The 25,492-nt window shown below is 44.7% G+C and carries 14 protein-coding genes; 12 read left to right on the top strand and 2 right to left on the bottom strand.

Annotated elements, in window-relative coordinates; genetic code table 11:
* Window positions 1-137 precede the first annotated feature (137 nt).
* From LOZ80_RS24680 to LOZ80_RS24640, 9 genes are all read left to right on the top strand, one after another.
* Window positions 138-1,883 carry a sensor histidine kinase gene (locus LOZ80_RS24680; protein WP_238167166.1) on the top strand — a complete coding sequence of 582 codons (1,746 nt, stop codon included), beginning with the start codon at window positions 138-140 and terminating at the stop codon, window positions 1,881-1,883.
* Entirely contained in the window at window positions 1,876-3,561 is a 1,686-nt protein-coding gene (locus LOZ80_RS24675) for a response regulator transcription factor (RefSeq protein WP_238167165.1), read from the top strand. Before LOZ80_RS24680 ends, LOZ80_RS24675 begins: the two co-directional genes overlap by 8 nt.
* Before the next feature lie 148 nt (window positions 3,562-3,709).
* Window positions 3,710-5,416 (top strand): extracellular solute-binding protein, encoded by a 1,707-nt coding sequence (locus LOZ80_RS24670; RefSeq protein WP_238167164.1) that lies wholly within the window; start codon window positions 3,710-3,712, stop codon window positions 5,414-5,416.
* A gap of 403 nt (window positions 5,417-5,819) precedes the next feature.
* Window positions 5,820-6,689 carry an ABC transporter permease gene (locus tag LOZ80_RS24665; RefSeq protein ID WP_238173108.1) on the top strand — a complete coding sequence of 290 codons (870 nt, stop codon included), beginning with the start codon at window positions 5,820-5,822 and terminating at the stop codon, window positions 6,687-6,689.
* Window positions 6,690-6,707: 18 nt separating this feature from the next.
* Complete coding sequence (locus LOZ80_RS24660) at window positions 6,708-7,598, top strand: carbohydrate ABC transporter permease (RefSeq protein ID WP_238167163.1); 891 nt, start codon at window positions 6,708-6,710, stop codon at window positions 7,596-7,598.
* Between the two features lie 19 nt (window positions 7,599-7,617).
* The gene (locus LOZ80_RS24655; RefSeq protein ID WP_238167162.1) at window positions 7,618-8,889 is read left to right on the top strand and encodes a Gfo/Idh/MocA family protein; all 1,272 of its coding nucleotides are present in this window, start codon (window positions 7,618-7,620) and stop codon (window positions 8,887-8,889) included.
* Window positions 8,879-9,886, top strand: coding sequence for a peptidylprolyl isomerase (locus LOZ80_RS24650; RefSeq protein WP_238167161.1), 1,008 nt, complete (start codon window positions 8,879-8,881; stop codon window positions 9,884-9,886). The genes LOZ80_RS24655 and LOZ80_RS24650 overlap by 11 nt, the downstream gene beginning before the upstream one ends.
* Window positions 9,887-9,982: 96 nt before the next feature.
* Window positions 9,983-12,460 (top strand): right-handed parallel beta-helix repeat-containing protein, encoded by a 2,478-nt coding sequence (locus LOZ80_RS24645; RefSeq protein WP_238167160.1) that lies wholly within the window; start codon window positions 9,983-9,985, stop codon window positions 12,458-12,460.
* A 272-nt stretch (window positions 12,461-12,732) separates the two neighbouring features.
* On the top strand, window positions 12,733-14,217 hold the full coding sequence (locus tag LOZ80_RS24640; protein ID WP_238166762.1) for an IS1182 family transposase: 1,485 nt from the start codon (window positions 12,733-12,735) through the stop codon (window positions 14,215-14,217).
* 332 nt (window positions 14,218-14,549) lie between these two features.
* On the opposite strand, the gene LOZ80_RS24635 is transcribed toward LOZ80_RS24640, so the two are convergent.
* Window positions 14,550-15,710, bottom strand: coding sequence for a cytochrome P450 (locus tag LOZ80_RS24635; protein ID WP_238167159.1), 1,161 nt, complete (start codon window positions 15,708-15,710; stop codon window positions 14,550-14,552).
* A 73-nt stretch (window positions 15,711-15,783) separates the two neighbouring features.
* Window positions 15,784-16,362, bottom strand: coding sequence for a TetR/AcrR family transcriptional regulator (locus tag LOZ80_RS24630; protein ID WP_238167158.1), 579 nt, complete (start codon window positions 16,360-16,362; stop codon window positions 15,784-15,786).
* 358 nt (window positions 16,363-16,720) lie between these two features.
* Here LOZ80_RS24630 and LOZ80_RS24625 point away from each other — a divergent pair, with 358 nt between their 5' ends.
* The 3 genes from LOZ80_RS24625 to LOZ80_RS24615 all read left to right on the top strand — a co-directional run bounded on the left by LOZ80_RS24625 (window position 16,721) and on the right by LOZ80_RS24615 (window position 25,490).
* Complete coding sequence (locus LOZ80_RS24625) at window positions 16,721-20,095, top strand: glycosyl hydrolase 2 galactose-binding domain-containing protein (RefSeq protein WP_238167157.1); 3,375 nt, start codon at window positions 16,721-16,723, stop codon at window positions 20,093-20,095.
* A 941-nt stretch (window positions 20,096-21,036) separates the two neighbouring features.
* Window positions 21,037-24,675 carry a S8 family serine peptidase gene (locus tag LOZ80_RS24620; RefSeq protein WP_238167156.1) on the top strand — a complete coding sequence of 1,213 codons (3,639 nt, stop codon included), beginning with the start codon at window positions 21,037-21,039 and terminating at the stop codon, window positions 24,673-24,675.
* 119 nt (window positions 24,676-24,794) lie between these two features.
* A complete protein-coding gene (locus LOZ80_RS24615) occupies window positions 24,795-25,490 on the top strand; it encodes a hypothetical protein (protein WP_238167155.1) in 696 nt (231 codons plus the stop codon).
* Window positions 25,491-25,492: the final 2 nt, after the last annotated feature.

The raw sequence follows: 25,492 nt of genomic DNA, 5'->3' as shown, positions 1-25,492 counted from the left end.
TTTTCTTGTTTTTCCGAAATGATCCAAACCGCATGGAATGGTTTTTTTGACAGGCCATATACAAGGCTTATTGATTTCATGCTAAGCTTATATGACATATTTTCAGTTTTAAATCGGATATCTGAAGGGAGGAAAATATGATAAAGATAACCAAGATCCCCAAATTGTACGTGTATCAAAAAGTGATTATCGTTTTTGCCGCATTAATTATTCCTGTTTATATTGTAAATTTGTTGATGAATATGATGGGGCAATCCTTTATTAAACAGGAATTTTCCGATTCTATCCAGTCCAAGGTGCAATTTTATTCGAACCAGTTGGATGATCAAATTTCCTTCATTCGCAATCAGCAGTTGCAGGCTGTCAATGATTCCGAACTCCAGAAGCTCAACTTTCTGTCAGGCACACTGGATGTGTTCGAAGAAATCCAACTCGTAAACAGGGTGAAGGAACGCTTGTCCACGATACAGAACTCGAGTGAATACCTGCTGAATACCGGGGTATATATGAAATCCTTCGGAAGAACGATTTCTACCCAAAATGGGATCAATAAGCTGCCAAGTCAGGAGTATGAAATCATTAGTAAATTATATTCAAAAAGCAAAAAATCTTCCATTTATTATTATGAGGGAAGATTGTTCTTTATTGAAGCAGCCAACAATTCAAGCGTCATTGTCTACATGGAGCTTTCCGTTAAGAAATTGGAAAAGACATTAGAGCAGCTGGTAGGAAATTATGGTTATTCAGGTGCATTTATTACCAATGAAAGCTTTAGCTACTATATATCGCCCAAGCACGAAGATTCCATCGTAAAAAAGATATATGATAACGTTTCATTGGAAGCAAACAACAAAAATGATGAGAGTCATATTCTAAAATTGGGAGATCAGAGCTATCGGATAACCTACAATCGTATCAGTACACTCGGATTAACACTTTATTCGTATATCAACCAAAATGAACTCACGGGATCTCTCAAGACATTTAATATTTGGCTGCTTGTTATGTCTCTGATTTCGATTGTCATTATTCTTGTTTTTTCATTCTCGGTCAAATTGATGATCCACAATCCTTTGAAGGAGCTGATTGCTGCGTTCCGAACGCTTGAAACAGATAACCTGGATATTTTGATAAGGCCGAAAAATGATATTGAATTTGGTTATCTGTACAGGAGCTTCGATAAGTTAATCGACAAGCTGAGGCAATCCATACGGCAAAATTATGAGCAAAAGATGGCGCTGCAGCACTCGGAATTAAAGCAACTTCAGTCGCAGATCAAACCGCACTTTTTGTACAATGGATTCTTCAATATTTATATGATGTGCAAGGCGAAGGATTATGAAACGGTGGCCACTTTAGCCCAGAAGCTGGGCAGTTATTATCAATTTGTTACTAGAAATGGTGCGGATGAGGTGCCATTTGACATGGAATACCGGCATGCTATGGATTATGTGGAGATTCAACGTATACGGTTTTCGAATCGGATTCATGTCGTTGCCGGTGAGATTCCAGATGTTTGCAAGCCTCTCATGGTGCCTCGGTTGATCTTGCAGCCGATTATCGAAAATACGTTCGAACACGCTTTCGAAAATGAACGCAAAGGCGGCAATATCCGCATTACGGTGACGTATGAGAAGAAGTGCTTGCGTGTTTGTGTGGAGGATGACGGAAATAAGTTGACGGATGATTTAATTCATTCTCTCCAGGAGAAGTTGGCACATTGCTCGATTGTTCTTGAAAAGACAGGCATCATCAATGTGTGCAGGCGTATTCAGTTGGAATACGGCAAACCTAGCGGCGTATTTGTTTCCAGAAGCGAACATGGCGGACTGAAAGCAGAAGTGATCATTCATTTTAATTATGGAGGCGGCAGTGATGTATAGGCTCTTAATTGTTGACGATGAACCGGCGATTGTTGAAGGACTGGTACAGATGTTCCAGGAAAGGGAGGAGCTTGATCTCGACATCTGCAAGGCGTATTCGGCGTTTGAAGCGATAGACATCATCAAGAAGACGAAGATTGATGTTGTGCTCAGCGATATTCGTATGCCGGAGAAAAATGGCTTGCAGTTGATGGATGAGATTTTATTTTACTGGCCAGCTTGCAAAATTATTTTTTTGACAGGGCATAACGAATTTGATTATGTCTACACGGCGATTCAAAAAAATGTGGAAAGCTATATTTTGAAAACGGAAGAGGATAAGGTTGTTATCGGGGCGGTCTCGAATGCATTAAAGAAAATAGAGGACGAGCTTAAGAACAAGGATATCGTGGATAAGGCTAGAAACCAAATGCTGGTTATGGCGCCATTGCTGAAAAAGGAATTGTTCGAGGCCCTTCTATTAGGTGAAAGTGTAAATGATCTTTTATCCGACGAATTATTTGCAGGACAAGCCGTAAAGCTGAATCGGGAAGCGCCTGTGCTGCTCATCGTAGGCAAGATTGACAGTTGGTCTGGAGGCATGTCGTATGCCAATAAGCGGAACGCGCTATACGCCGTTCGGAATTTAGTTGAACAGTATTGGCCGTCTGTGATAACAAGCGAAGAGATTGTCTACGAGAATTCCATGATGATTTCATTTCTACAACTGGATGCGAGTTCAGAACGATTTCGCAAGGAAGACGATGCGGTCGATTGGAGAGGGCTTGTCACCTATTTAAAAGGTATCCTGGAATCGGTTCAAAATGTTTGCCGTGATTTGCTGCACATGGATGTTTCGTTCGTTATTTCAAGAAGCGCAGTCGAATGGGGCCACCTGCATAAAGAATTCGAACTGGTGAAAGCCATGATCAAGAAAAGGCTGGTATCCGGGCAAAAAATGACGATGATGGACCTCGGCATGGCGAACGAACTTTTTAAAGTGGAGCCTTCCAAAGTGGTTGCTTATTCGGATGAATTCAACAAAAAGCTGCGCTTGCTGGAGAAAAAGTTGGATGAAGGGGATGAACACCAAGCAGAAACGGTATGCAAAGATCTGATTATCAGCTTGCAACATGAAACCTCTCAGAATTACCTTCTTGGTCTAGAAAGGTATTATGCGTTTGTGCTTGTTTTTTTAGCCAATATCAATAATCAAAGCACTTCAGATAAAACGAAGGAGCATATGCCTATCGAAAGTTTCGGAATGATGGACATCCCCGGTGATTGGTTAGCGGTGGAATCCTATTATCTCGAACTCGGCAAACAGATATGCCTGGAGAAAAAGGAGCAGGTTGAGAAAGGTGAAAACTTGCTGGTTGAGCGTATTCACAGATTTATTAACGAAAACTTGGGAGGAGATCTTTCCCTTGCCCGCATTGCTGAAGTGGTCCATTTCAATCCTTCCTATCTATCGCGTTTCTATAAGCAGCTTACGGGACGGAATCTGTCCGATTATATTAATGCAATCAAAGCGGAGGCAGCGGTAAGCATGCTGGAGGATATGCAGATGAAGATCAATGAAATTGCCTTGAAATTGGGTTTTGAATCTCCTTCTTACTTCACAGCATTTTTCCGAAAAATGAAAGAGGTGTCGCCGCAGGAATTTAGGGAAGCGATCCTTCAGAAAACAAGGAAGTAAACAAAACAGAACGATGTAAACAGTTTAGTATAGCGGTTGTTCGTCCCGCAGCATTACAATAAGTACAGTAAAGCTCGAGCCTTTACCACAGACCATTAACAACGATAGATCCAGATTCTTAATTCGCATAAAATGTGGGGGGTATAACATGAGAAAAAAGCTAGTCCGTTCTGTCCTACTTACTTCACTGATATCGACAACGCTTATGGGATGCAGCAGCAACAATGAAAGCGCTTCAAGTACAGGGAGTGCAGCACCGCAAACGACGGGCTCCCCAAAAACGGAAAATGTAGATCCGTTGGGTAAATACGCGCAACCAGTCACGGTTACCGAAGTACTGGGTTTCCGCCCGCCGGAAGATCCGAAGACACCGAAGGGGATTACACCTGATCAGAACGCCTACCTGAAAGATTTGAAAGAGATGCTCAATATTGATCTGAAATATAAATGGAGCGTGCCGACGGAACAATTCGAACAGAAGTTTTCGCTTGCGCTTGCTTCTGCTGATTTGCCTGATATTCTGGATCTGGATACGCTGCAATATGAGAAATTGAAAAGTCAGGGTATGCTTGCGGATTTGACAGATGCCTATAACAAATACGCGTCTCCCGCTTTAAAGAACTATATGCAGGTGGACGGCGGGTTTGCCATGAAAACCACGACGACAGATGGCAAAATATTAGGTATTCCGGGATTCGAGGATCCTTATCTCTCCACGCAGCTCTTGTGGATTCGGAAGGATTGGCTCACCAGTCTCAATCTGCAGCCGCCAAAAACAATTGACGATCTGGAGAAAATTGCGGAAGCCTTTGTCAAAAACGATCCAGGTAAAACCGGTAAGAATGACCGGTATGGCATCGCGATGCAGAAGACTCTTATCGGCTGGGGATTTGATGCGCGTGGTGTGTTTAACGGCTATGGCACAGCTCCGAAAGCTTGGCTCAAAGGCAAAGACGGCAAGCTTGCCGCAGGTGAAATCCAGCCCGAAACGAAAACCGCTCTTGCCAAGCTGCAATCTTGGTATCAGAAAGGTTTGCTGGATAAAGAATTTGCGCTGAAAGACGAGAACAAGGTTGTTGAAGATATCGTTGCCGGCAGAGTTGGCATTTCGTACGGTGAATGGTGGTATCCGAACTGGCCGCTTAATATTAGCAAGGATAAAGATCCAAATGCAGAATGGGAAGCTTATCCAATTCCATCACTGGACGGTCAACCAGGGAAATCGATGGTTGGCAAGGTACGGATGAGTCACATTATTGCCGTAAACAAAAAAGCGAAAAATCCGGAAGCTGCGATTAAGATGATTAACTTCTACATTGAAATGGGCAAAAAACAGTATCTGGAGAAAAACAAAGCAGAAAACGGGTACGTATACAACTGGTTTGTGCCAAGAATCTATAATCCTGCCCAAATCGACAACATTTATACCGAGGTTAATAAGGCTTTGGATGCCAAACAAGATGCCATTACCCTTGATGATGAAAATTACAAGAATGTTGCCGACGTGTTCAAAGCAACCAAAGAGTTCCTTGCCGGCGATACGACGAACGCCACAAAAGGCTCCAACTGGGGGCAGTACTACAGCCGTGCAGCCAAAAACGGCGGTTGGGGCATAACGCGACAAATTCGCGACAACAAGCAGGTGTTCTTCAACGAGTTCTACGGCGTTCCGACGGAAACACAAGTCGAGAAAGGTGCGCAGCTCGACAAGCTGCTTGACGAAACGTATACCAAGATTATTATGGGCGCTCCTGTAAGCGAGTTCGACAAGTATGTAGAGAGCTGGAAGAAGCTTGGCGGCGACGATATTACGAAAGAAGTCAACGAGTGGTACACGAAGAATGCAGTGAAATAAGGTGAAACATACAGCGGGGAGTATTTTTACGATCTCTCCCTTTTTTTAAAAAATTATATGTTCTGGAGTGAACGAGGAGTTGCCCGGGCTGCTCGCGCGGAGATAAGGGAACTAAAGTGCGCTATTCTAGCAAAAAGCGTCATTATTGCGAGGTTGAGGGAACTACAGTCCGCTATGTTGCTGTTTTCTGGGAAATTCAGCTCTTTTGGTGGAGATAAGACCCTGTAGTTCCGCTATTCCCCTAACAACCCTGCTATTTGCCAAAATAGCGTCCTCTAGTTCCCTTAACAGGTTTTGTCGCTAATAAGAGGCTGATCTCTCAGGGCGGCGAAGCCGTTTTTCTTAGTAAGATGGCTGAATTTGGGTGCGATTGGAGGCTACACAGTTGAGAATAAAAACAGATATGCCGCTGCATCTAATGCTGCTGCCTGGCGTTTTAGTTACGCTTGTTTATGCTTACGGCCCTATCCTTGGCGTCGTGATGGCATTTCAAAAATATGAACCCGTGCTTGGTTTTTTCAAATCCAAGTGGGTGGGGCTCAAAAACTTTAGATACGTATTCAACTTGCCTGACTTTAACCAGGTTTTGTGGAATACGGTACTCATCGCCTCTTTGAAAATTATCTTTTCGTTAGCGGTTCCGCTTATTTTGGCGCTGCTGCTGAATGAAATTACCAAAAAGTGGTTTCAACGCATGATTCAGACGAGTATTTTTCTGCCGTTTTTTCTTGCCTGGACTGTTCTTGGCGGAGTCATTCTGGAGTTGTTTTCTTTGAGAGGCCCTATTAATGGCATGATTTCCAGTATGGGTCTGGAGCCGATTATGTTCATGGGCAGCAATAATTGGTTTCGGGCGATTATGGTTGGTTCGGATGTCTGGAAGGGCATGGGCTATAATATGATCATTTTTCTGGCTGCTATCACAGGCATTAACGCAAGTCTATATGAGGCTGCCGAAGTAGACGGGGCTGGCAAATGGAAGCAAATGATGCATATTACATTGCCGGGGATGATGCCAATCATTATTCTTATGACGACATTAAGCTTTGGAAATATATTGAATGCAGGGTTTGATCAGATCTTGATCATGTACAATCCAACCGTGTATCAGGGTGCTGATATTATTGATACCTTCACTTACAGGCTTGGTCTATTCAATCAACAGTTTGCGCCTGCTGCGGCAGTAGGACTATTTAAGTCAGGCATATCCGTCGGTTTGGTATCGTTATCCTACTATCTGGCGTACAAATTCAGCAATTACCGAATATTTTAGACGGCTGGGGGACTTCATATGGTGTATAAACCATCGTTTAGCAGAAAGCTGTTCGTCTTGATGAATGCCTTGGTACTTACCTTCATTACGATCATCGGTATTGTGCCGTTCATTCACCTGCTCGCTGTCTCGTTAAGCTCCAATACAGCGGCGATGGCTGGCGAAGTTAAGCTTTTGCCGATTGGGTTTACGCTCGATGCTTACGTGTATCTTGGACATAAGGTGGAATTTATTAGATCACTCCGTGTTTCCCTGGAAAGGGTCGTGCTCGGAACGGTCATCAATATGTTCCTGATTTTCATTACCGCTTATCCGCTTGCCAAAGAAACGACGCAATTTCGCTCCCGAACCGTGTATGTGTGGTTTTTTGCGGTCACGATTTTCTTGGGTGGAGGACTCATCCCGACGTATATGATTGTCAAATCAACCGGGCTGATCAATACGATCTGGGCGCTTGTTCTGCCTGGCGCATTGAATGTATGGAATATGATCATGATGCTGAACTTCTTTCGAGGAATTCCCAGGGAAATGGAAGAAGCTGCGACGATTGACGGAGCAAGTCATTGGACGCTGCTGTGGAAAATCTATTTGCCTGTCTCGCTGCCAGCCATTGCAACCATTGGGTTATTTACCATTATCGGACACTGGAATTCTTGGTTTGACGGTATTCTGTATATGAATTCACCGGATAAATATCCGCTTCAGACCTACCTGTCCACCTTAATCACCGCAATGAATGCGCAAATGCAGTCTGTGAATGTCGAGCAGCTCAAACAGTTGGAGAATCTGAGTGAGAAAACGCTTCGCACTGCGCAAATTTTCATGGGGGCGCTGCCGATTTTATTGGTGTACCCGTTCGTACAACGATTTTTTATCAAAGGAATGACTGTAGGCAGTGTGAAGGAATAAAACGAAGGCGGGGTAACACATGCGAAAAATAACAGTGGCATTAATCGGAGCGGGACAAAGAGGAGTAAACTATGCGGGATATGCGCTTGAGCATCCAGATCAACTGCAGGTTGTTGCTGTCGCTGAACCAAATACGAGTAGAAGACACAATTTTCAAGCGCTGCACGGATTGTCTGATGAGTTCTGTTTCGAGAGCTGGGAAGATTTACTGGGTAAACCTAATCTTGCGGATGCCGTCCTTATATGCACGCAAGACAATATGCACTTTGAACCGACGATGAAAGCTTTGGAAGCGGGCTATCACGTGCTGCTCGAAAAACCGATGTCTCCCGATCCATGGGAATGTATCCAAATGGGGAAGCGCTCGGAGCAAGCTGAACGCGTGTTTTCGATTTGTCATGTGCTCAGGTATACGAATTTCTTCACAACGATCAAGAGGTTGCTGAGTGAGGGTGCGATTGGACAGCTCATGTCGATTCAACATAATGAGAATGTAGCGTACTGGCATCAGGCGCACAGCTTTGTCAGAGGCAATTGGCGCAAGGCTGCCGAATCCAGTCCGATGATTTTGGCCAAATCCTGCCATGACTTGGATATCATTCTATGGTTGGCGGGGGCGGATTGCACGTATGTATCCTCTTTTGGATCTTTGTCTCATTTTAAAAAGGAAAATGCCCCGGAGGGAGCACCACAGCGATGCTTGGACGGATGCCCGGTTTCGGATCAATGTCTATACTATGCGCCTAACGTGTATCTGACGGACGATATATATTGGCCTACTTCTGCGATCAGCGATGATCTTAGCTTGGAAGCCCGCACCAAAGCGCTGCAAGAGGGGCCATACGGTAGATGCGTGTATCATTGCGACAATGATGTCGTTGACCATCAAGTGGTCAATCTTGCGTTTGCTAACGAAGTGACGGCTGCTTTTACGATGAGCGCATTTACGAATGATTGCAGCAGAACGCTGAAATTGATGGGAACAAAAGGTGAGATTCGCGGTGCGATGGAGAAAAATGAGATCGAAGTGATTGATTTCGCAACAGGTACAGCTACGCAAATCTCACTTGAAATCCCAGGCGGACACATCGGGCACGGTGGCGGGGACTTCGGTCTGATTCGCGATTTCATTAAGCTGGTTCAAGAGGACAGTAAAGTGGCTGGATTGACATCTGCGGCCCGATCGGTGCAGAGCCACTTGATGGCATTTGCGGCGGAGCGGTCAAGGCTGGATCGAAAAGTTGTTGCTTTGAAGGAGTTCTGGGAAGTGAATGAAATAAATGAAGCGTAAAGTAGGCTTATGCAAATGGATGGCCGCAGTAGTACTGGTGCTCACTGCGGCTGCTAGTGTTGTTTTGGCAAAAGGGAATCTATTTGTAGTTCAAGCAAAAAGCGATGACATAGCTTGGGTCAATGAGATTCCCATTAGCGTCGTTGAATTTAATAAGGCATTGCGCAAGAATAGGGCCTACTCGGGGGAATCGCCGACGGATGTGTGGAAGCAAAAGGCGCTCGATGACAGCGTGAGCATTAAAATGCAACAAATCATTGCGCAGGAAAACGGCGTATGGCCGGACATCAGCTATTCGAGTTTTTTGCAGCAGTGGAAGCGGGAAAATGAAAGAAGACAGCAAGCCATCCGGAACAAACAGGTTGTGTTCGGACCAACCCAGTATAGTGAGGATGGCTATTTTGAATACATGCTCAGCAATGCCAATCTAGCGGTGAAGAAGCAAATGCAAGAACAGGAAGCGGAATTGGCGGATGGCTTGAAAGCCTTTTATGAGAGGAAGAAAGATTCGTTATATGCCTCACCCGGTTCTGTGAAGGTGCAGCAGGTTATGCTAACTTTTCTTGACGCTAATCATCAAGTTTCTTCGAAAGATAAGAAACGGCAGGAGATGGAAGAGGTGAAGGCCAAGCTTTCATCAGGGGCAGACTTGGAAGAGGCTGCTAAAGCTTATATGCCGGAGGGAACGGTTTCCGTGCAGCAGTTTGCTGCAAACAACGTCAGACAAAACCTAAGAAGTCCTGCCGCCCAAGCGGCCCTGAAGTTGAAGCAGGGGGAAATAAGCGATGTCATTGAAGAGAATGGCAGCTATATCCTTATGAAATGTATGGAGAAAAGTGAGCCCGGTTTCGCTTATACCCCGTTTGAGGAAATCAAGGAACAAATCCTCAAAGATTATATAGATGACAAATATAAAGAGGAGCTTCAAACAAGGATTTCGCAAGCGCGGATTAAGGTAAATGACAGGCTTTATCAAGCTGTGAAAGTTGGTGAATGAGAGGTTGTAATTCGTGTGTTGTAAGCGCTTCAAATAAATCCTTAGAGGGATCTTATGCGAGGCATTACATAAACAAAATGGGAAGGAAGGTGTTTTATGTCCAAATGGACGGGAAGGAAAATCATCAGCCTGATCGTTGCGACCGTTATGCTTCTCAGCCTGAGTGTTGCAACGCCGCCAACTGCTGAGGCAGCTGGAACGACCTACTATGTAGATAATGCAGGAGGTAGTGACAGCAATAGCGGAACGAGTATGTCCGCAGCGTGGCAATCTTTGGCGAAGGTGAATGCCAAAAGCTTTGCTCCCGGGGACCGCCTTTTATTCAAGGCAGGCGGCAGCTGGAGCGGTCAGCTATGGCCCAAAGGTTCCGGCGCTAGTGGAAGTCCGATCGTAATTGACCAGTACGGGACGGGCAGCAAGCCGCTTATCGCTGGCGTCACGACAGAGCTGTCAACCGTGCTTTTGAAAAACCAGCAGTATTGGGAAATTAATAATCTGGAGGTGACCAATCCGTTTGCTGGACCATTAACTAATAGTGCGCGTGGTGAACGGCGTGGTGTTTATATTTTGAATGAGGAAAGCGGGATTTTGCATCACATTTATGTGAAAAATATGAACATTCACGATGTGGATGGAATCTATACAACGCGTGCCGGGGGCATTATTTTCGATTCTGTAGGATCGAATGTGCCGAGTGCTTTCGACGATATACTGATCGATGGCAATGTATTAACGGATGTGGATGCTTACGGAATTTACATCAGTTCCAATTGTATTCTCCGCTATGGGATGAGCGATTTATGGCCTTGGGTGCCTAAGCCTTACGGTCCGTGGACACCGACGACGAATTTGAGAATCTCCAACAATACAATCATTCGACCGGCTACGGGCGGAATAGCTTGGAACGTGACGGACGGGGCGGTCGTTGAGCGCAATACAGTTCAAGAAGCTACCTATTTGGCAACGAATGCATCCATTTGGTGGGCTTATTCGGATCGTAACGTGGTGCAATTTAACGAGTCTTTCGGCAGCCATAATGGCGCCGAGGACGGCGAGGGATTTGACGTTGATGCGGGGAACATCGGCTCGCTGGTTCAGTACAATTACAGCCATGATAATGCAGGCGGTTTTATGCTTTTTGTGAACGATACATACTACACGGTCGATACGGTGGTCAGGTATAATATCAGCCAAAACGACAAAAGAAGCATTTACAGGTACAGCGGTTCGATTAAAAACGTGACAAATCACAATAATACGATCTATGTAGGCAGCCAATCCGGCAATCCGGTTATGAGCGATTATTTCACGAAGACCTCAGGCTCTCCGACCAACATTAAAAACTACAACAACGCTTATTACAGTGTAGGAGATCGCGGGTGGAATCTAACGGGTCAATCATTTGATTACAACGCCTATTATGGCGGCAGTACGCTGGTCAGCTCAGATGCGCACAAAGTGACGGCTAATCCGAAATTTGTTAACCCGGGCAGCGGAGGCAACGGCATGAATACAGTGAGTGGATACCAGCTGCAGTCCACATCTCCGTTGATTGGCGCCGGTGTTCCGATTACATCGAACGGTGACCGAGACTACTTCGGAAATAGCTTGTATAACGGAGATCCTGATATTGGTGCCCACGAGTACCAAGGTTCCGTGCCTCCGGCAACGAACAAGGCGCCAGTCGCGTATCCGACGATAGCCAAAGCAGCAGCCGATGATCTGGCTTCGCGTGCTCTGGCAAGCACGACATTCGCCTCTTTAAACGCGACGACCGCCGTGATCCGGAATATCAACGATACGTATTACGACTATGCTTGGTCCAGCAGCACGACGCCAACGTTTCCGAACTATATCACGCTCAATTTCGGCGGGGCTCAGGTGACGGCCAATCAATTGAAACTAAATACGAGGTTTGGCCAGGGGCAGGGGATAACGAACTTCGATCTTGAATACTATAACGGCTCGGCATGGCTGCCCATTCAATCCGGGATCAATCTCACATGGGCTTCCAACACCAGCGCCGATGAAGTCAAAACCTTCAACTTTGCACCAACAACCTTTTCACAACTCAGATTGAAGGTCATCAGCGGAAACCACCAGTGGGGGAACATTGCGTTGAATGAATTGGAGCTGTATAACGCTCCGGCCAACGCTGCGTCTTCAGCAGTGGCAAGTACTACGTTCCCGGCGGGCAATGCCGGAGCCATTAGCAATATCAACGATAACAGCGACTCCACAGCGTGGTCTAGTGCGACATCGTTTACATTCCCGCAGTACATTACGCTGGACTTCGGGAGCACCTCCGTCACTACGAGCAAGCTCAGCTTAGCCACCCATTTCGGCATCGGCCAGGGAATTACGAATGTGGATGTCGAGTATTTCAACGGTACCAGTTGGGCAGCAGCGCTATCCAATGCGGCTATCGCTTGGGGGCTTAATAACAGCACAGTAGAGACGAGAGATGTCGTCTTCCCCACGGTTACAGCGAGCAAAATGAGGCTGAAGGTTAATAATGGGAACCGTCAGTGGGGCAATATCGCGTTGAATGAGCTGCGTGTGTGGTCGAATTGATGCGCATGGGTCCCTTCCTGCGGCGGGAAAGAGTGGCTAGGTGGATGCGCGCAGGGAGTGGAGCGGCGGAAAGGCTGTCAAGTAGCGATAATAGATGTGTGGGCAAGTGAAGCCACCCGTCTCCCTTTTTTTGGCCAAAAATGAGTGGCTGGCGCTAGTGAGCAGACGGTAACTAGAGTTAAGAGTCTCTAGGAGTCTGTCCGACGAAACAGGAATTAGTCAAACAATTCCGAATAAGTAGTAATAAGACTTCAAAAGGATGTGTCGTAGGCATGGCTAAATTCAAAGCATATACCACAGAGCAAGGTGAACTTCTACCTATCTATTTAAGCGAGTGGGTAACAGATGATCATGAAGTTAGACTTGTCAGCGACATCGTCGAGCAGTTAGACCTATCTGCCATTACTAACAAATACTCCAAGCGTGGAGAAGAAGCCTATCATCCTGCCATGCTGCTCAAACTGTGGTTCTATGGGTATGCGACAGGCGTCTTCACGTCTAGGAAACTTCAAATAGCTACGAAAGAAAGCATTCCTTTTCGCTGGTTATGTGGCGGATACCTGCCAGATTTTCGTACGCTGAGTGACTTTCGGAAGAACCACCTGGATACCCTTCCAGGTTTATTCAAACAAGTCATACAAATCGCTATGGAACTGGGCTATATCTCGCTCGGGCATGTGAGCATTGACGGTTCTAAAATAAAGGCAAGCGCCTCTAAACATAAATCGATGTCACGTGAGCGTATGCAAAAACGCCTCGTTCAATTGGAAGACGAAGTCCGGCAAGCATTGGAGTATTCTGCTACCGAGGAAATGTTGGAGGAACCCCATCCGACGAGTCCTTCCCTATCGTTGGAGGAACGCTATGCCCGCATCGCGCAAATAAAATCTGCGCTGGAGAATTTGGAAGAACAGCGGCCAGCGGAACAGGCCGAATCTCCTCAGAGCGATCAATTTAATTTTACCGATGCCGACTCTCGCATCATGAGCACACGGAACCAAGGTGTCATTCAAGGCTACAATCCACAAATTGCCGTAGACAGCGATCATGGCTTCATCGTTGGACTTCAAATGAGTAACCAAACAACCGATCAACAGCAGTTTGAAAACGTGCTTCATTCCATGAAAACAATGACAGGAGATAGGCCTCAGAAGCTGAGTGCTGATGCAGGGTATTTTAGTGCGTCCAACATTGCAGCGGCGCTGGAGGCTGAAGTGGATGCCTACATTGCTGCCGATCGCGAAAACAAAAAAAAGAATAATGCCTACGACAAGACCAACTTCACTTATGTACCTGAGCTAGATTATTATCTCTGCCCTGCTGGCAAAGAGCTTACACGGAAACGAACCGTGCATGCGAATGATGCAGATAAGCCAACGACTTGGGTTTATGAATGCAGCGTCTGTAGCGAATGTCCTTTTCGAGACGAGTGTGTAAAAAGTAAAACAGGGAAGCGTTCCATCACACGTAGCGAGCATGATCCCCTGCGAGAGGAAATGCGAACGAAAGTGCAAAGTGATGAGGGAACAGCCGTTTACCGAATGCGTAAGGCGATCGTTGAACCGATATGGGGGCAGTTGAAGGAGGTTCAAGGATTTCGTCAATTCCATTTGCGGGGCGAGGATAAAGTATCTGGGGAGTTCATACTGCTCTCTCTAAGCCACAACATCCGCAAATTGCATGCGGCGAAGTATCCCAAACCAGCCACTTTGTACAAACGGGAGAGGTCTGCCCGTAAACAAAGAGTGGCTGGATGAGAGGGAGTAGGCTACGGAAAAACCAGATTGAACAGGGAAAAGCTACAAAGCTACACATAAAGAGCACTCATCGTTCAGTTTCACGATGGAGTGCTCTTTTAATTCTTTTCGTCGGACAGACTCCTAGGGGCTCCTATTCCCCCAAATGAGCCGTCTTGGGGGGGTATAAGAGACTTTAGGGGCTCTTATTTCTATGTATGGAGGGGGTTTGAGGGAAATAGTTTGGAGATAAGAGTCTCCAAAGTCCTCTATTCCCTCAGATGAGCCACTTTTGGCGCGTATAAGAGCCTTTAGCGGCTCTTATTTTCTGCGTTCGCCTATAAGTAAGATGCCTAGCGATTCGTATTCATCTCATGGCGCAAAATAATCGGCAATTGTTTGACCCCGAACATAATCCAACTGTCGATCCGCTCCAAGGGCTGTGAATGGTCGAGCCGGAATTCAGGGAACCGCCGGAGCAGCGTTTGAATGGCAATTTTACTTTCCAAACGAGCTAATTGCGCGCCCAAACAGTAGTGAATGCCGTGACCAAAGGCGAGATGGGGATTCGGATTGCGGTGGATATTGAAGATTTCCGGATGCTCGAAGATAGCTTCATCATGGTTGGCCGAGCCAATCCAGATGTTGACCATTTGGCCGGGAATCAGCGTTTGCCCGCGTAGAACCGTTGTCTGCGTTACCGTTCTTATCATCATTTGAACAGGTGAACAATAACGAAGAACCTCTTCAAGCGCTTGTGGGATCAAGGTACTATCCGCTTTGAGTTGTGCTTTTGCATCCGCATGGCCGTCGAAGAGAAGCATGGCTGAAGAAATCAAGTTGGTTGTGGTCTCATTTCCCGCTACAAGCAGCAGGATGCAAAAACCGATCACTTCCACATCGCTTAATTGTGCTCCTTCTTCATTAGCGCGCACAAGATTGCTAATCAAATCGTCCTGAGGTTCCAGTCGCCGCCTATCGGCAATTTCGCTAAAATAGACGCTCATCTCTTGCTGGCATTGATAATAGCTAGCGGAATCGTTCCCAACCAGCGCATCCGACCACACTTTGAAACGCTCACGATCTTCCGGGGGAATGCCCAGCATTTCGGCAATGACGATAATCGGCAGTGGGCTCGCATAGTCATATAGACCATCGACCTTGGCATTTACTTCCATTTGGTCGCATAACGCTTCCGCTATCGCCTCAATCTTAGCTGCCAGTCCTTGGATGATCCGAGGCGTGAAAGCCTGAGACACAAGCATCCGCAATTGCCGATGTTTGGGTGGATCCTGTCTCAGAATACTCGACTCAATGGGATCATTCACGGATTCTACACCTTGGGAAGAAAACAGGTCGTGACGAGTGAAAATCGTTTTGACATCTTCGTATTTAAAAACATTCCATGCTGTGTTCTCGTTATTTAACGACACCGGAAAGGAATTGTGCATTTCTTTAAAATAAGACAACGGAATCAGTTCGCTTAAAGCGGAAGTTGGATTTTCCTCATTCATTCACAACACCATGCTTTCATTTGATTTTCGTTTAAACTGACTGGTCAGTACAAATCAATCAAAAAAAGGTGAATTACTCACCTGCAGTCATAAACAACCCCGACGTAATGATTGTGTAGAAGAATCGTTCCATATGTTCACGAGACAATTCATGCGTATTGCTCATAAAATAATTAGCTGCGCTGTCGAGCATCCCGACAATGCCTGCGGCGGCTAACTTGCAGTCAACATCGCGCAGCACGCCTTCTTGTTTGCCTTCTTCCAAAACCCCGGCAAGAAAATGAATGTAGTCTATTCTCAGCTTCTTCAATTCGTCCAAAACTTCCTGGTCGATGCCATTGGATAATTCATTAAAAACAATATGAGCTAAGCCGCTGGACTCCAAAAACAGATCGAGATTGTGCCTGATAATTCGTTGAATTTGTTCTTCGAGAGTGAGATTAGCTTGAAGATCGGCGCGGATTTTATTACTAACCTCCTGGAAACCTTGGACAACAAGTGTTTTAAACAATTGGGCCTTACCCGGAAAATGATAGTAGAGAGTTCCTTTGGCTACATTCGCTCTCAGGGCGATTTCGTCCATGCTTGCCCGATGGTATCCGTTTTCCGAAAACACATCAACTGCTGCATGGATGATTTTCTCTTTGCTCAATGAGGATGCTCCTTTCGTCATGATATTTAAAAACTGACTGGTCAGTACAAAGAAGTGTAACATATTGGTAAATGAAGAGTCAATATAGCCGAAGACAAAGTTGGTTGCCATAATGGCGATTAATTAATTAAAAAGTCGGGATTGTCCATAACTAGGTCAAGATAATAAATTTTATCCTCATCTTATTTCCAATATTATGGTATTAAGCGAATTGTTTAACAAGGAAATGCAGAGAAGAGGAGCGGTGACGTGCCTGTTTTCATGAGAGGGGGGATGCCCAGCACAATTTATGCTTCTTTGACGCTTAAAAGTTAAAGCGTTTTAATTTTGTACATTCAGTAAATAGGAGGGAAAATCTATGAATGTTGCCAAAGCGATCAGGAAATCACTTTTTTTTATGTTAGCGCTTTTATTCGTTGCAGCCGGTACGCCAATGGCTCAGGCAGGAACAGCAAAAGCAGCCGAAGTGGGAGTAGGAACGGATGTTACAGCAGACTCATTAAGAGCCGCATCAAGTGTGTTTCCGTTAAGCCAGAACTGGAATATTCAGTCAGCAGCCATTGCAACCGCAAGCGGATCGAAAATTTCAACATCCGGCTTTTCAACATCCGGTTGGTTCGGCACGACGGTTCCCAATACCGTTCTGGGAGCGTTAGTCAATGCCGGCAATATTAAAGATCCCTACATTGGTCAAAATATGGCTTATATCGACGAAAGCAGATTCACAGTTCCATGGTGGTATCGCACGGAATTTACACTGCCAGCGTCAGAGGCAGGCAAGCAAATCGCCGTCAATTTCCAAGGGATCAACTATAAAGCAGACATTTGGATCAATGGCAAGCAAATCGCCAACAGCTCGGATACCATCGGCTCCTTCCGCAGCTATGAATTGGATATTACCGATTATGTAACCGCTGACGGCACAACCAAAAATACGCTCGCCGTTCAAGTCACACGGCCTGATTATGTGAAAGACTTGACGATTTATTGGGTGGATTGGGTCCCAAGGCCGGCAGATAACAACATGGGACTGTGGCGCGATGTTCTTATTAAAACCAGCGACACAGTAAAAACGCGCAACCCGTTTGTTACCTCAACAGTGGATGCCAATCTTGCTGCCGCTCATCTCAACGCCTATGTGGAATTAAGCAATACGAGCAAAGTGGACGTAACAGGGGCCGTTTATGCCATTATTAAAGATCCTTCAGGCGCTGCCGTTACGAGTATTTCGAAGACTGTTACTGTAAAAGCCGCAGCCAAGGATCAGGAAGTTTCCTTCCTAGGGATCAATGTTACCAGCCCTCAGCTCTGGTGGCCGATCAATATGGGCGATCACCCGTTGTATACAGTCGACTTTAGTTTTAAGGCAAACGGCAAAGTCTCCGATAGTGTGGTACAAAAATTCGGAATCCGTGAAGTTTCAACGGAAATGAATGTATCCCCTTCCAATTCGGTTGATCCGCCGCTCAAAGACATGGTGCAATTCTATGTAAACCACAAGCCTGTTCTAATCAAGGCGGGGGGATATTCGCCTACAGATCTTCTTCTGCGCCGGGATCAGAATGCGAACAACGCGGTCGTTCAATACGTCAAAGATATGGGCCTGAACACCATTCGCGACGAAGGCAAGTTCAATGATGATCAGCTGCTCCAGCTTTTGGACGAGAACGGTATTCTGTTCATGGCGGGCTGGGTATGCTGCGACAGATGGCAGCAGCCTGCCTCCTTCACGGATAACGAAGCAAAAATCGCCGGAGCATCCCTATACTCGCAGCTTCGCGAATTAAGAGTACATCCGAGTATGATTGCTTGGTTGAACGGAAGCGATAATCCGCCTTCGTATGGCAATATGGACGACCAGCCGCCAGGCTCGACGGTAGCGCGCGGTAAATTTATTGAACAGATGTATCTGGATTTGGAACATCAGATGCATTGGGAGGATTTCAGCGCCATCATCTCAAGCGCCTCTGCCAAGGTTGCGGAATTAACCGGAACGGTGGGCGGTATGCACATGGATGCTACCTATGATTATGCGCCGCCGGCAATGTATTTCGAAGACATGAAGTTAGGCGGAGCATTCGGATTTACATCGGAAGCAGGTCCTGGACCAAGTTTGCCTGTCACCGAAACCTTAAAGAAAATTCTACCGGCAAGCGCACTCTGGCCTTATAACGCAGGCGGAGACAACTATCAACAATGGAATTACCATGCATCAAGAGAAGCTTTTGGGAAGTTAGACGTATTCCAGAAAGCGCTGGACAGTCACTATGGATCATCCAATAACTTGGAAGAATTCAATATTAAAGCGCAAGTGCAGCAATATGATGCGCAGCGCGCGCAGTTTGAAGCCGTGAATGCCAATAAATACACCAAGGCGTCAGGCTGGATTCAATGGATGCTCAACAATTCATTCCCAAGCTTATATTGGAATCTATTCGACTTTTATTTGAATCCCAACGGATCTTACTTCGGGGTCAAGAAAGCGAATGAACCAGTACACATCATGTTCGATTACGCTTCCAAGGAAGTTAAGATTCTCAACAGTACGAAAGATGCTTACTCGGGCTTAAAAGCCAATGTAAAAGTTTACAATATCGACAGCACTAAAGTGTATGACAAAGCGTTCAATAACCTGAACGTTTCTCCCGATGGAGCAAGTCCGGCTGTGGGCGGGACACCTAAAAAGGTCGGTTATGAAACGATCAATTTCGGCGGCAAAATCAAGACGGCAAGCGGCATTACGATTGTGAACAAACTGAATGAAGATACGCTTAATTTATCACCTACCTATTTCATTCGTTTGGAATTGAGAGATGCGGGCAACCAGCTTATCAGTGTGAACACCTATGCCCAAACGAAGAAAAAAGATCTGATTAGATATCAGAATCATGATTGGAACTACACGCCTCAAGATCAATATGCCGACTTCACGGAACTACAAAGCTTGAACCCGGTTGACTTGCAACTCGTCAGCAGCAAGGCTGTGACTACAGGTTCTCAGCAAACGCTCACTTATACGGTCAAAAATAACGGCAGCTCCATTGCTTTCGCGGTTTTCGCCAAGATCAAGAAAGGCACGGCAGGCGATCTTGTAGCACCGGTCAAAATGGAGGACAACTATTTCGTCTTGCTTCCGGGCGAACAAAGAACCCTTACGGCCGAGTATGCTGTCTCCGATTTAAACGGAGCTGCACCGGTCATCTCGCTGGATTGCTATAATAACATCATCACGAAGAAAACTCCGACGCCAACAACGCTCGATCTGGCCAAAGGGAAAAAGACGGCTGTATCGTCTACAGAGTCCGCGTCCTTCCCGGCGAAGAATGCGGTGGATGACAGCGTGTTCACCGAATGGCAAAGCAATTCGAAAGACACATCCGGCAACGATCCGCAGTGGCTTTCGGTCGATCTCGGAGCGTCTAAAAAAATCAATCGAACCATCACCAGATGGGGCTTTGAAAACTATGCGCGAGATATTAAAATTCAAGTTTCCGATGACAACAAAACATGGCAGACTGTCGCTACGGCAACAAACCCATACGGCTCGACAGTGAGCGATATTGCTTTTAATTCTGTCACCAAGCGTTATGTGAAAATTGTCATGTCCGGCAAGCGGCCCGGTGCTCCGCAAGTAGGCAGCGGCGGATCAGGGCAAGGATTCACCGGATTGAATGCTGTTCCTGCAGCCAAATCTTTTAAAATCGGTGCGTTTGAGGTCTATGGATCCAACTGATTTCATCTATGAGGGGCCTAGCCTCCAAAACCACGTTAAACGTGGGGTTGGGGGCTTTTTTATCTTTTAAGGTAATGAAACGTTTCAGAAAGTGCTTGGGATTGCATGCAATGGAGCCTATGTCTGAGTAAATACAAATGGGCGACGTATTGGATAATCTTTTGCGAAATGGACACGGTTTATCCAGAAAAAACCGTGCTTACTCCTGCGAGACCTGCAGATCGCACCCAGATGGATGCTCTTATTGAAGAAACCGGAGCTTCCAGTAGCCGAAAACTCCTTGATCGATCAGGTCTAAATGGTTCGAATCGCTTTGATTAACGGCAGAAGGAATTAGCGAATTGTATCGTAATCGTTGGAAGATTGAGACATTCTTCCGTTGATTAGCCTGAAGTTCGGCGCGAATTTTATCAATAACCTCCTGGAAACAAGGAGGGTGTGACATATTGGTAAATGAAGAGTCAATATAGCTGAAGACAAAGTTGGTTGCGTAACAGCTTTGTGTCTGTAAATTATTACAATTGGTCTATTCAAAATGAACAGATTGTTGGATTGTGGATTTGTGTGGAAAAAGTTAGTGAATATTTAATGTTATTCCAAGTTTCGACAACAAATTTCGACAGTTATCGACTTTGGTTTTAAAATACAATTAGAAAAACAAAATAATAAAAGTAAAAACATGTTAATTTTGTGTAAATGTTTGGTTTTTCCTTATGATTTTCTCTCCTATGTTAGTCTTCAGGTCATTCACCTTCCCTGCTTTTCAATCATTTCCATAAACCTCCAGAGCTTTGCCAATCATAGTTTTCTATTTCTATTCCAAATATATTGAAACGTAATTTGCAAATATATGAAAATTCTACGAAAGGGGGTGCACTTTGTTTAATTTTTTAAAGTAAACCTTTTGATTTCATCTACTAAAAAAGAAAAGAGGACGAAGCATGAAACGAACGAAAGGACTTATCCCCGTGGTTTCAATTTTGATTTCATCCATGCTGATGATGTCAAGCACAGCCTTGGCCAGCAGTGAAACATCACTACCTTTAAACGCACAAATAATGTTAAGCAGTAAGGAAGACCGTGTAACCACAGTGCAAGAGCAAGTATATATTGAGGAACCAACCAAAATTCAAGAAATGAATGGAAGAAAGAATGAGAAGAGGTACATTGTCGGTCTTAAGAAAAACGTAGAGTCTGAGAATTTTAAAACTAGAAAAGGGCTGCAAAAAAAGAAGACAAAGAAATTATCTTCATCCAATTCACTGGGTTTAAATTTGGATGTGAGTGAAGTTCAGAGCTTACAGAGCGATACGAACATTGCTTATATTGAGCCTGACTCGGAGGTAAACATTGCTTATATTGAGCCTGACTCGGAGGTAAACATTGCTTCCATTGGCCCTGTAACTAGAGAGCGGTCATTTTCCATAACAAGACAGAAAAACGAAGAACAACTTCCATGGGGAATACATGCTGTCGGAGCCGATCTGCTGACCGAAAAGAATCAGCGAGGAAACGCTATTCGAATTGCGATTTTGGATACGGGAATAAGTGATCATCCAGATCTACAAGTAAAAGGCGGAGTCTCTTTTGTCGAAGGTTTCACTGGATATCAGGATGATAACGGACATGGTACTCATGTAGCTGGCACGATAGCTGCCTTGGATAACCGTATTGGTGTTATTGGCGTGGCCCCTCAATCGGAAATATTCGCTGTAAAAGTACTGAATCAAAGCGGTACGGGGACATATAGTCAAGTGATTCAGGGAATTGAATGGGCCATTCAGAATCGAATGAATATTATTTCCATAAGTTTTGGTGGGAGTGACAAAAGCAGAGCTTTGCATGAGGCTATTCAAGCAGCAACGGAGCAGGGCATCTTGGTCGTAGCAGCTGCAGGCAATAGTGGTAAAGGTGCTGAGACGGAGGCCTACCCTGCTTTATATCCAGAAACCATCTCCGTAGGCGCTGTTACCAAACAACATTTGCGGGCGGATTATTCCAGTACAGGGAATGAGATCGATTTGGTCGCGCCAGGCTCGGAAATCCTCAGTACGACAAGTGATCAAGACTACGGCAATCTTAGCGGTACTTCGATGGCTGCACCCCATGTTACAGGATCGCTAGCAGCCTTGTGGTCTGCCCATAAGAATTGGACAGGCGAACAAGTCAAAAACAAACTTTTTGAAACGGCTACCAAGTTGGGAGGCAATCTGGAGTACGGGCATGGACTTGTTAATCTAGCCAGAGCGCTTGGGGTTATCGATAAGCCGATCCCTCCAGCAGTTGCAGGTCCTATAGAGACTTCCTCGCAAGATCCTCTTGTTCAATGGGACCGGGAATTGCTGCAAATCAATAACAGACTTCTTGGATTGAAGAAGCTGGCTTTGAAAGAGAACAATATCGAAGCGGCCAAGAAGATTGAGGACCGTTACAACGAGCTCTTGATTGAAAATTTAATTTTGCATGACGGGATGGAGCTTGTAGTAACATCGGATGACGGAACGACTGTTGGACAATCGGTTTATTCGAGTGTATATGCTGTTTTTGAAAGCAGGAAAGATCAATTTGATAGCCTGAGATTGAAATATCAGGAGAGCGTAAATGAATTTCAAATTTTATTGCCTAATTATGTGGATGAAGATCCGGCTGTTTCTATATTGGATAATCGCTTATATCTAAACCTGTATAAAGATGTATCGCTTGGAGCAGGCGATTCCTATTATTATTCTTTTGTACCTGAAGATACAGGTATGTATAAAATTTACACCGGACCTTTTGGGGGCTATGGTTCACCTAATGATACGGAGTTAAAGCTGTTCACTGACTGGCAGTTAACCAATCAGATAGCTAGCAACAATGATGCCAATGGATCAGTATTCTCTGAAATGAACGTAATGCTAACGAAAGACACGGAGTATTATGTACAGATTCTACCCCATTCAGGTGCGGTAAACGCCAGATTATCCGTTAGTTCATTATGGAATATGCTTAACTTGCTTGCACCAGTGGATGTGGACTCACCTGTGAACACAAGCCAAGTATTCTGTTTTACACCTTCTGCTTACGGTAATTACTCGATTTTAACCGATTATTTTGGAGGAGTAAGTTCGAGCGGTTCAAACGATACGATGCTTTATATGTATAGTGATGCGAATCTGACCAATTTAATCGCTTTTAATGATGATCATTCGGGTAGTACGTTTTCTGAAATAAGAGTCAATATGATTCCAGGGCAAAATTATTACATAAAGGTTGTTGGTCATAACGGCAGTTATGTGCATACACGGCTTTCTGTTAAAAAGAATGTTATGACTTGGGGTTATTCAAATACTATAACACCAGGATCAAATGTAAACGTCCGCGAACCTCAGTTGATTCCTGAATTCTTTCAATTTACTCCTAGCGTTTCGGGACAACATAACATTGACATCAATCCATTTAATTATGTCGATTATGCTAATCCAACTATATTAATTTTTTCACAACCGGATTTAACGGGATTACTGGAAGAAGAGCATAATTATAGGATTTTCCCGCATTTATCTGCAGGAGTGACTTATTATATTGTGTTCCAAGAAGATATTTATATAGAAGGTCGTGGTATTTATGCAAATATCTCAATTCCTTTAAAATACCCTGACACGGCTCCTCCCACGGCTCCAAGCGGTTTGAAAATTAGTGGATCTACAGCAAATTCCGTGACACTGAGTTGGACAGCATCAACAGACAATGTAGGAGTAGCAGGTTATGACATCTACCAGGGAGCTATGCTTGTAGGCTCTGTAAACGGAGCGACAACTACCTTTACCGTGGCGGGACTAACAGCCAATACAACTTATTCATTTAGTGTGAAATCAAAAGATGGGTCAGGTAATCTATCGGCCGCAAGTGGTGCCATAAATGCAATCATTGACACGCTAGCCCCGACAGTTCCAAGTAATGTAGTAACAAGCGGAAAAACGAATAGTACGATTACGCTCACATGGACAGCATCGACAGACAACGTAGGGATAGCAGGTTATGACATCTACCAGGGAGCTATGTTTGTAGGCTCTGTAAACGGAGCGACAACTACCTTTACCGTGGCGGGACTAACAGCCAATACAACTTATTCATTTAGTGTGAAATCAAAAGATGGATCAGGCAATCTATCAGCTGCAAGTGGTACCATAAATGCAATCATTGACACGCTAGCCCCGACAGATCCAAGCAACGTAGTAATAAGCGGAAAAACAAATAACACTACTACGCTTATATGGACCGCATCAACAGACAATGTAGGGGTGACGGGTTATGACATCTACAATGGGTCAACGTTAGCTGGAAGTGTGAATGGTAGTACAACAATGTATACGGTAACAGGTCTTTCAGCAAATACGCTTTATATTTTAACTGTTAAGGCGAAGGACGGCGCAGGCAACTTATCTTTATCGAGCAATGCGATAAGCGTATTTCTAAATGGAAAACTGACTTACACCTATGATTCGAGAGGGAGACTGACTTCCATCAGCATTACATCAACAGGTCAGATCATTAAAACATTTGTTTATGATAATAATGGGAATTTAATTTCAAAGTAACACTAGAACGTAAAGTCTAGTTATATTATTTTCACTTATTACACCAAAATTTTTAGCGGCACAAGGTGTTTCTAATCAGCAAACAAATACCACCCACTAGTTGGAAAGGAAGATCCCCATTGAAAAAATATAGTAAGAGGTTCAAAATTATAGTTTCTGTTTTGTTAATCGTTGTCGTAGTCAGTAGTTTAGCTCTACCAGTATTAGCAGATAGCAATATCATTTCTGGAGGTCTCAGCAAAGTTGGAAATGTACTCCGTCCCAATGATCTTTCAAAGAAAGTTGATCGGGAAGAAGAAAAGCCACAAACACTTACACAGGATATTACTACACCAAATGAAACGGACAAACAAGTTGAAGCTATTAAAGCAAAAGCTGCAGAAAACCGAAAACATCGTCTAAAGCAACAAGACGAGTTTAACTATGCCCAAAAAGACGTGGAGGAACTCTTACTAAGTGGAGCTACACTGGAAGACATCTATCGTTCAGATGAAATTGGTAACCAGTTGCTTGTCAATCCAAAAGAGCTGATTAAAACGAAACGTGCAGGAAAAGAAAATTGGGATGACATAGAAAAAGATGTGACAGAACAGAAGCAAAAGCAACTTAAAACGCTTATAAAGAAACATGCTAATCTTGAGAAAAAGTTTACAGGTAAAACTATAAGTGATGCAGAAAAGCTGGAAATCCTTCAACAGGTCGAGACGAATCCTGACCTAGCATCTGACGATATTATTGCAGCCTATGAAGAGGAAGGTCGTTCAGGACTTCAAAAGATTCATGATAAGAGTCCGAAGGGCAAAGGAGGGAAGTAAAC

The organism is Paenibacillus sp. HWE-109 (assembly GCF_022163125.1).
Taxonomy (GTDB): domain Bacteria; phylum Bacillota; class Bacilli; order Paenibacillales; family NBRC-103111; genus Paenibacillus_E.
The sequence above is the reverse complement of the archived record's forward strand: the minus strand, read 5'-3'. Positions and strand labels throughout refer to the sequence as shown.

What these genes read in the sequence shown, in the direction of transcription:
- LOZ80_RS24680 (WP_238167166.1), top strand. Translation starts at nt 138, where the DNA reads ATGATAAAGATAACCAAGATCCCCAAATTGTACGTGTATCAAAAAGTG.
- LOZ80_RS24675 (WP_238167165.1), top strand. Translation starts at nt 1,876, where the DNA reads ATGTATAGGCTCTTAATTGTTGACGATGAACCGGCGATTGTTGAAGGA.
- LOZ80_RS24670 (WP_238167164.1), top strand. Translation starts at nt 3,710, where the DNA reads ATGAGAAAAAAGCTAGTCCGTTCTGTCCTACTTACTTCACTGATATCG.
- LOZ80_RS24665 (WP_238173108.1), top strand. Translation starts at nt 5,820, where the DNA reads ATGCCGCTGCATCTAATGCTGCTGCCTGGCGTTTTAGTTACGCTTGTT.
- LOZ80_RS24660 (WP_238167163.1), top strand. Translation starts at nt 6,708, where the DNA reads ATGGTGTATAAACCATCGTTTAGCAGAAAGCTGTTCGTCTTGATGAAT.
- LOZ80_RS24655 (WP_238167162.1), top strand. Translation starts at nt 7,618, where the DNA reads ATGCGAAAAATAACAGTGGCATTAATCGGAGCGGGACAAAGAGGAGTA.
- LOZ80_RS24650 (WP_238167161.1), top strand. Translation starts at nt 8,879, where the DNA reads ATGAAGCGTAAAGTAGGCTTATGCAAATGGATGGCCGCAGTAGTACTG.
- LOZ80_RS24645 (WP_238167160.1), top strand. Translation starts at nt 9,983, where the DNA reads ATGTCCAAATGGACGGGAAGGAAAATCATCAGCCTGATCGTTGCGACC.
- LOZ80_RS24640 (WP_238166762.1), top strand. Translation starts at nt 12,733, where the DNA reads ATGGCTAAATTCAAAGCATATACCACAGAGCAAGGTGAACTTCTACCT.
- LOZ80_RS24635 (WP_238167159.1), bottom strand. Translation starts at nt 15,710, where the DNA reads ATGAATGAGGAAAATCCAACTTCCGCTTTAAGCGAACTGATTCCGTTG.
- LOZ80_RS24625 (WP_238167157.1), top strand. Translation starts at nt 16,721, where the DNA reads ATGAATGTTGCCAAAGCGATCAGGAAATCACTTTTTTTTATGTTAGCG.
- LOZ80_RS24620 (WP_238167156.1), top strand. Translation starts at nt 21,037, where the DNA reads ATGAAACGAACGAAAGGACTTATCCCCGTGGTTTCAATTTTGATTTCA.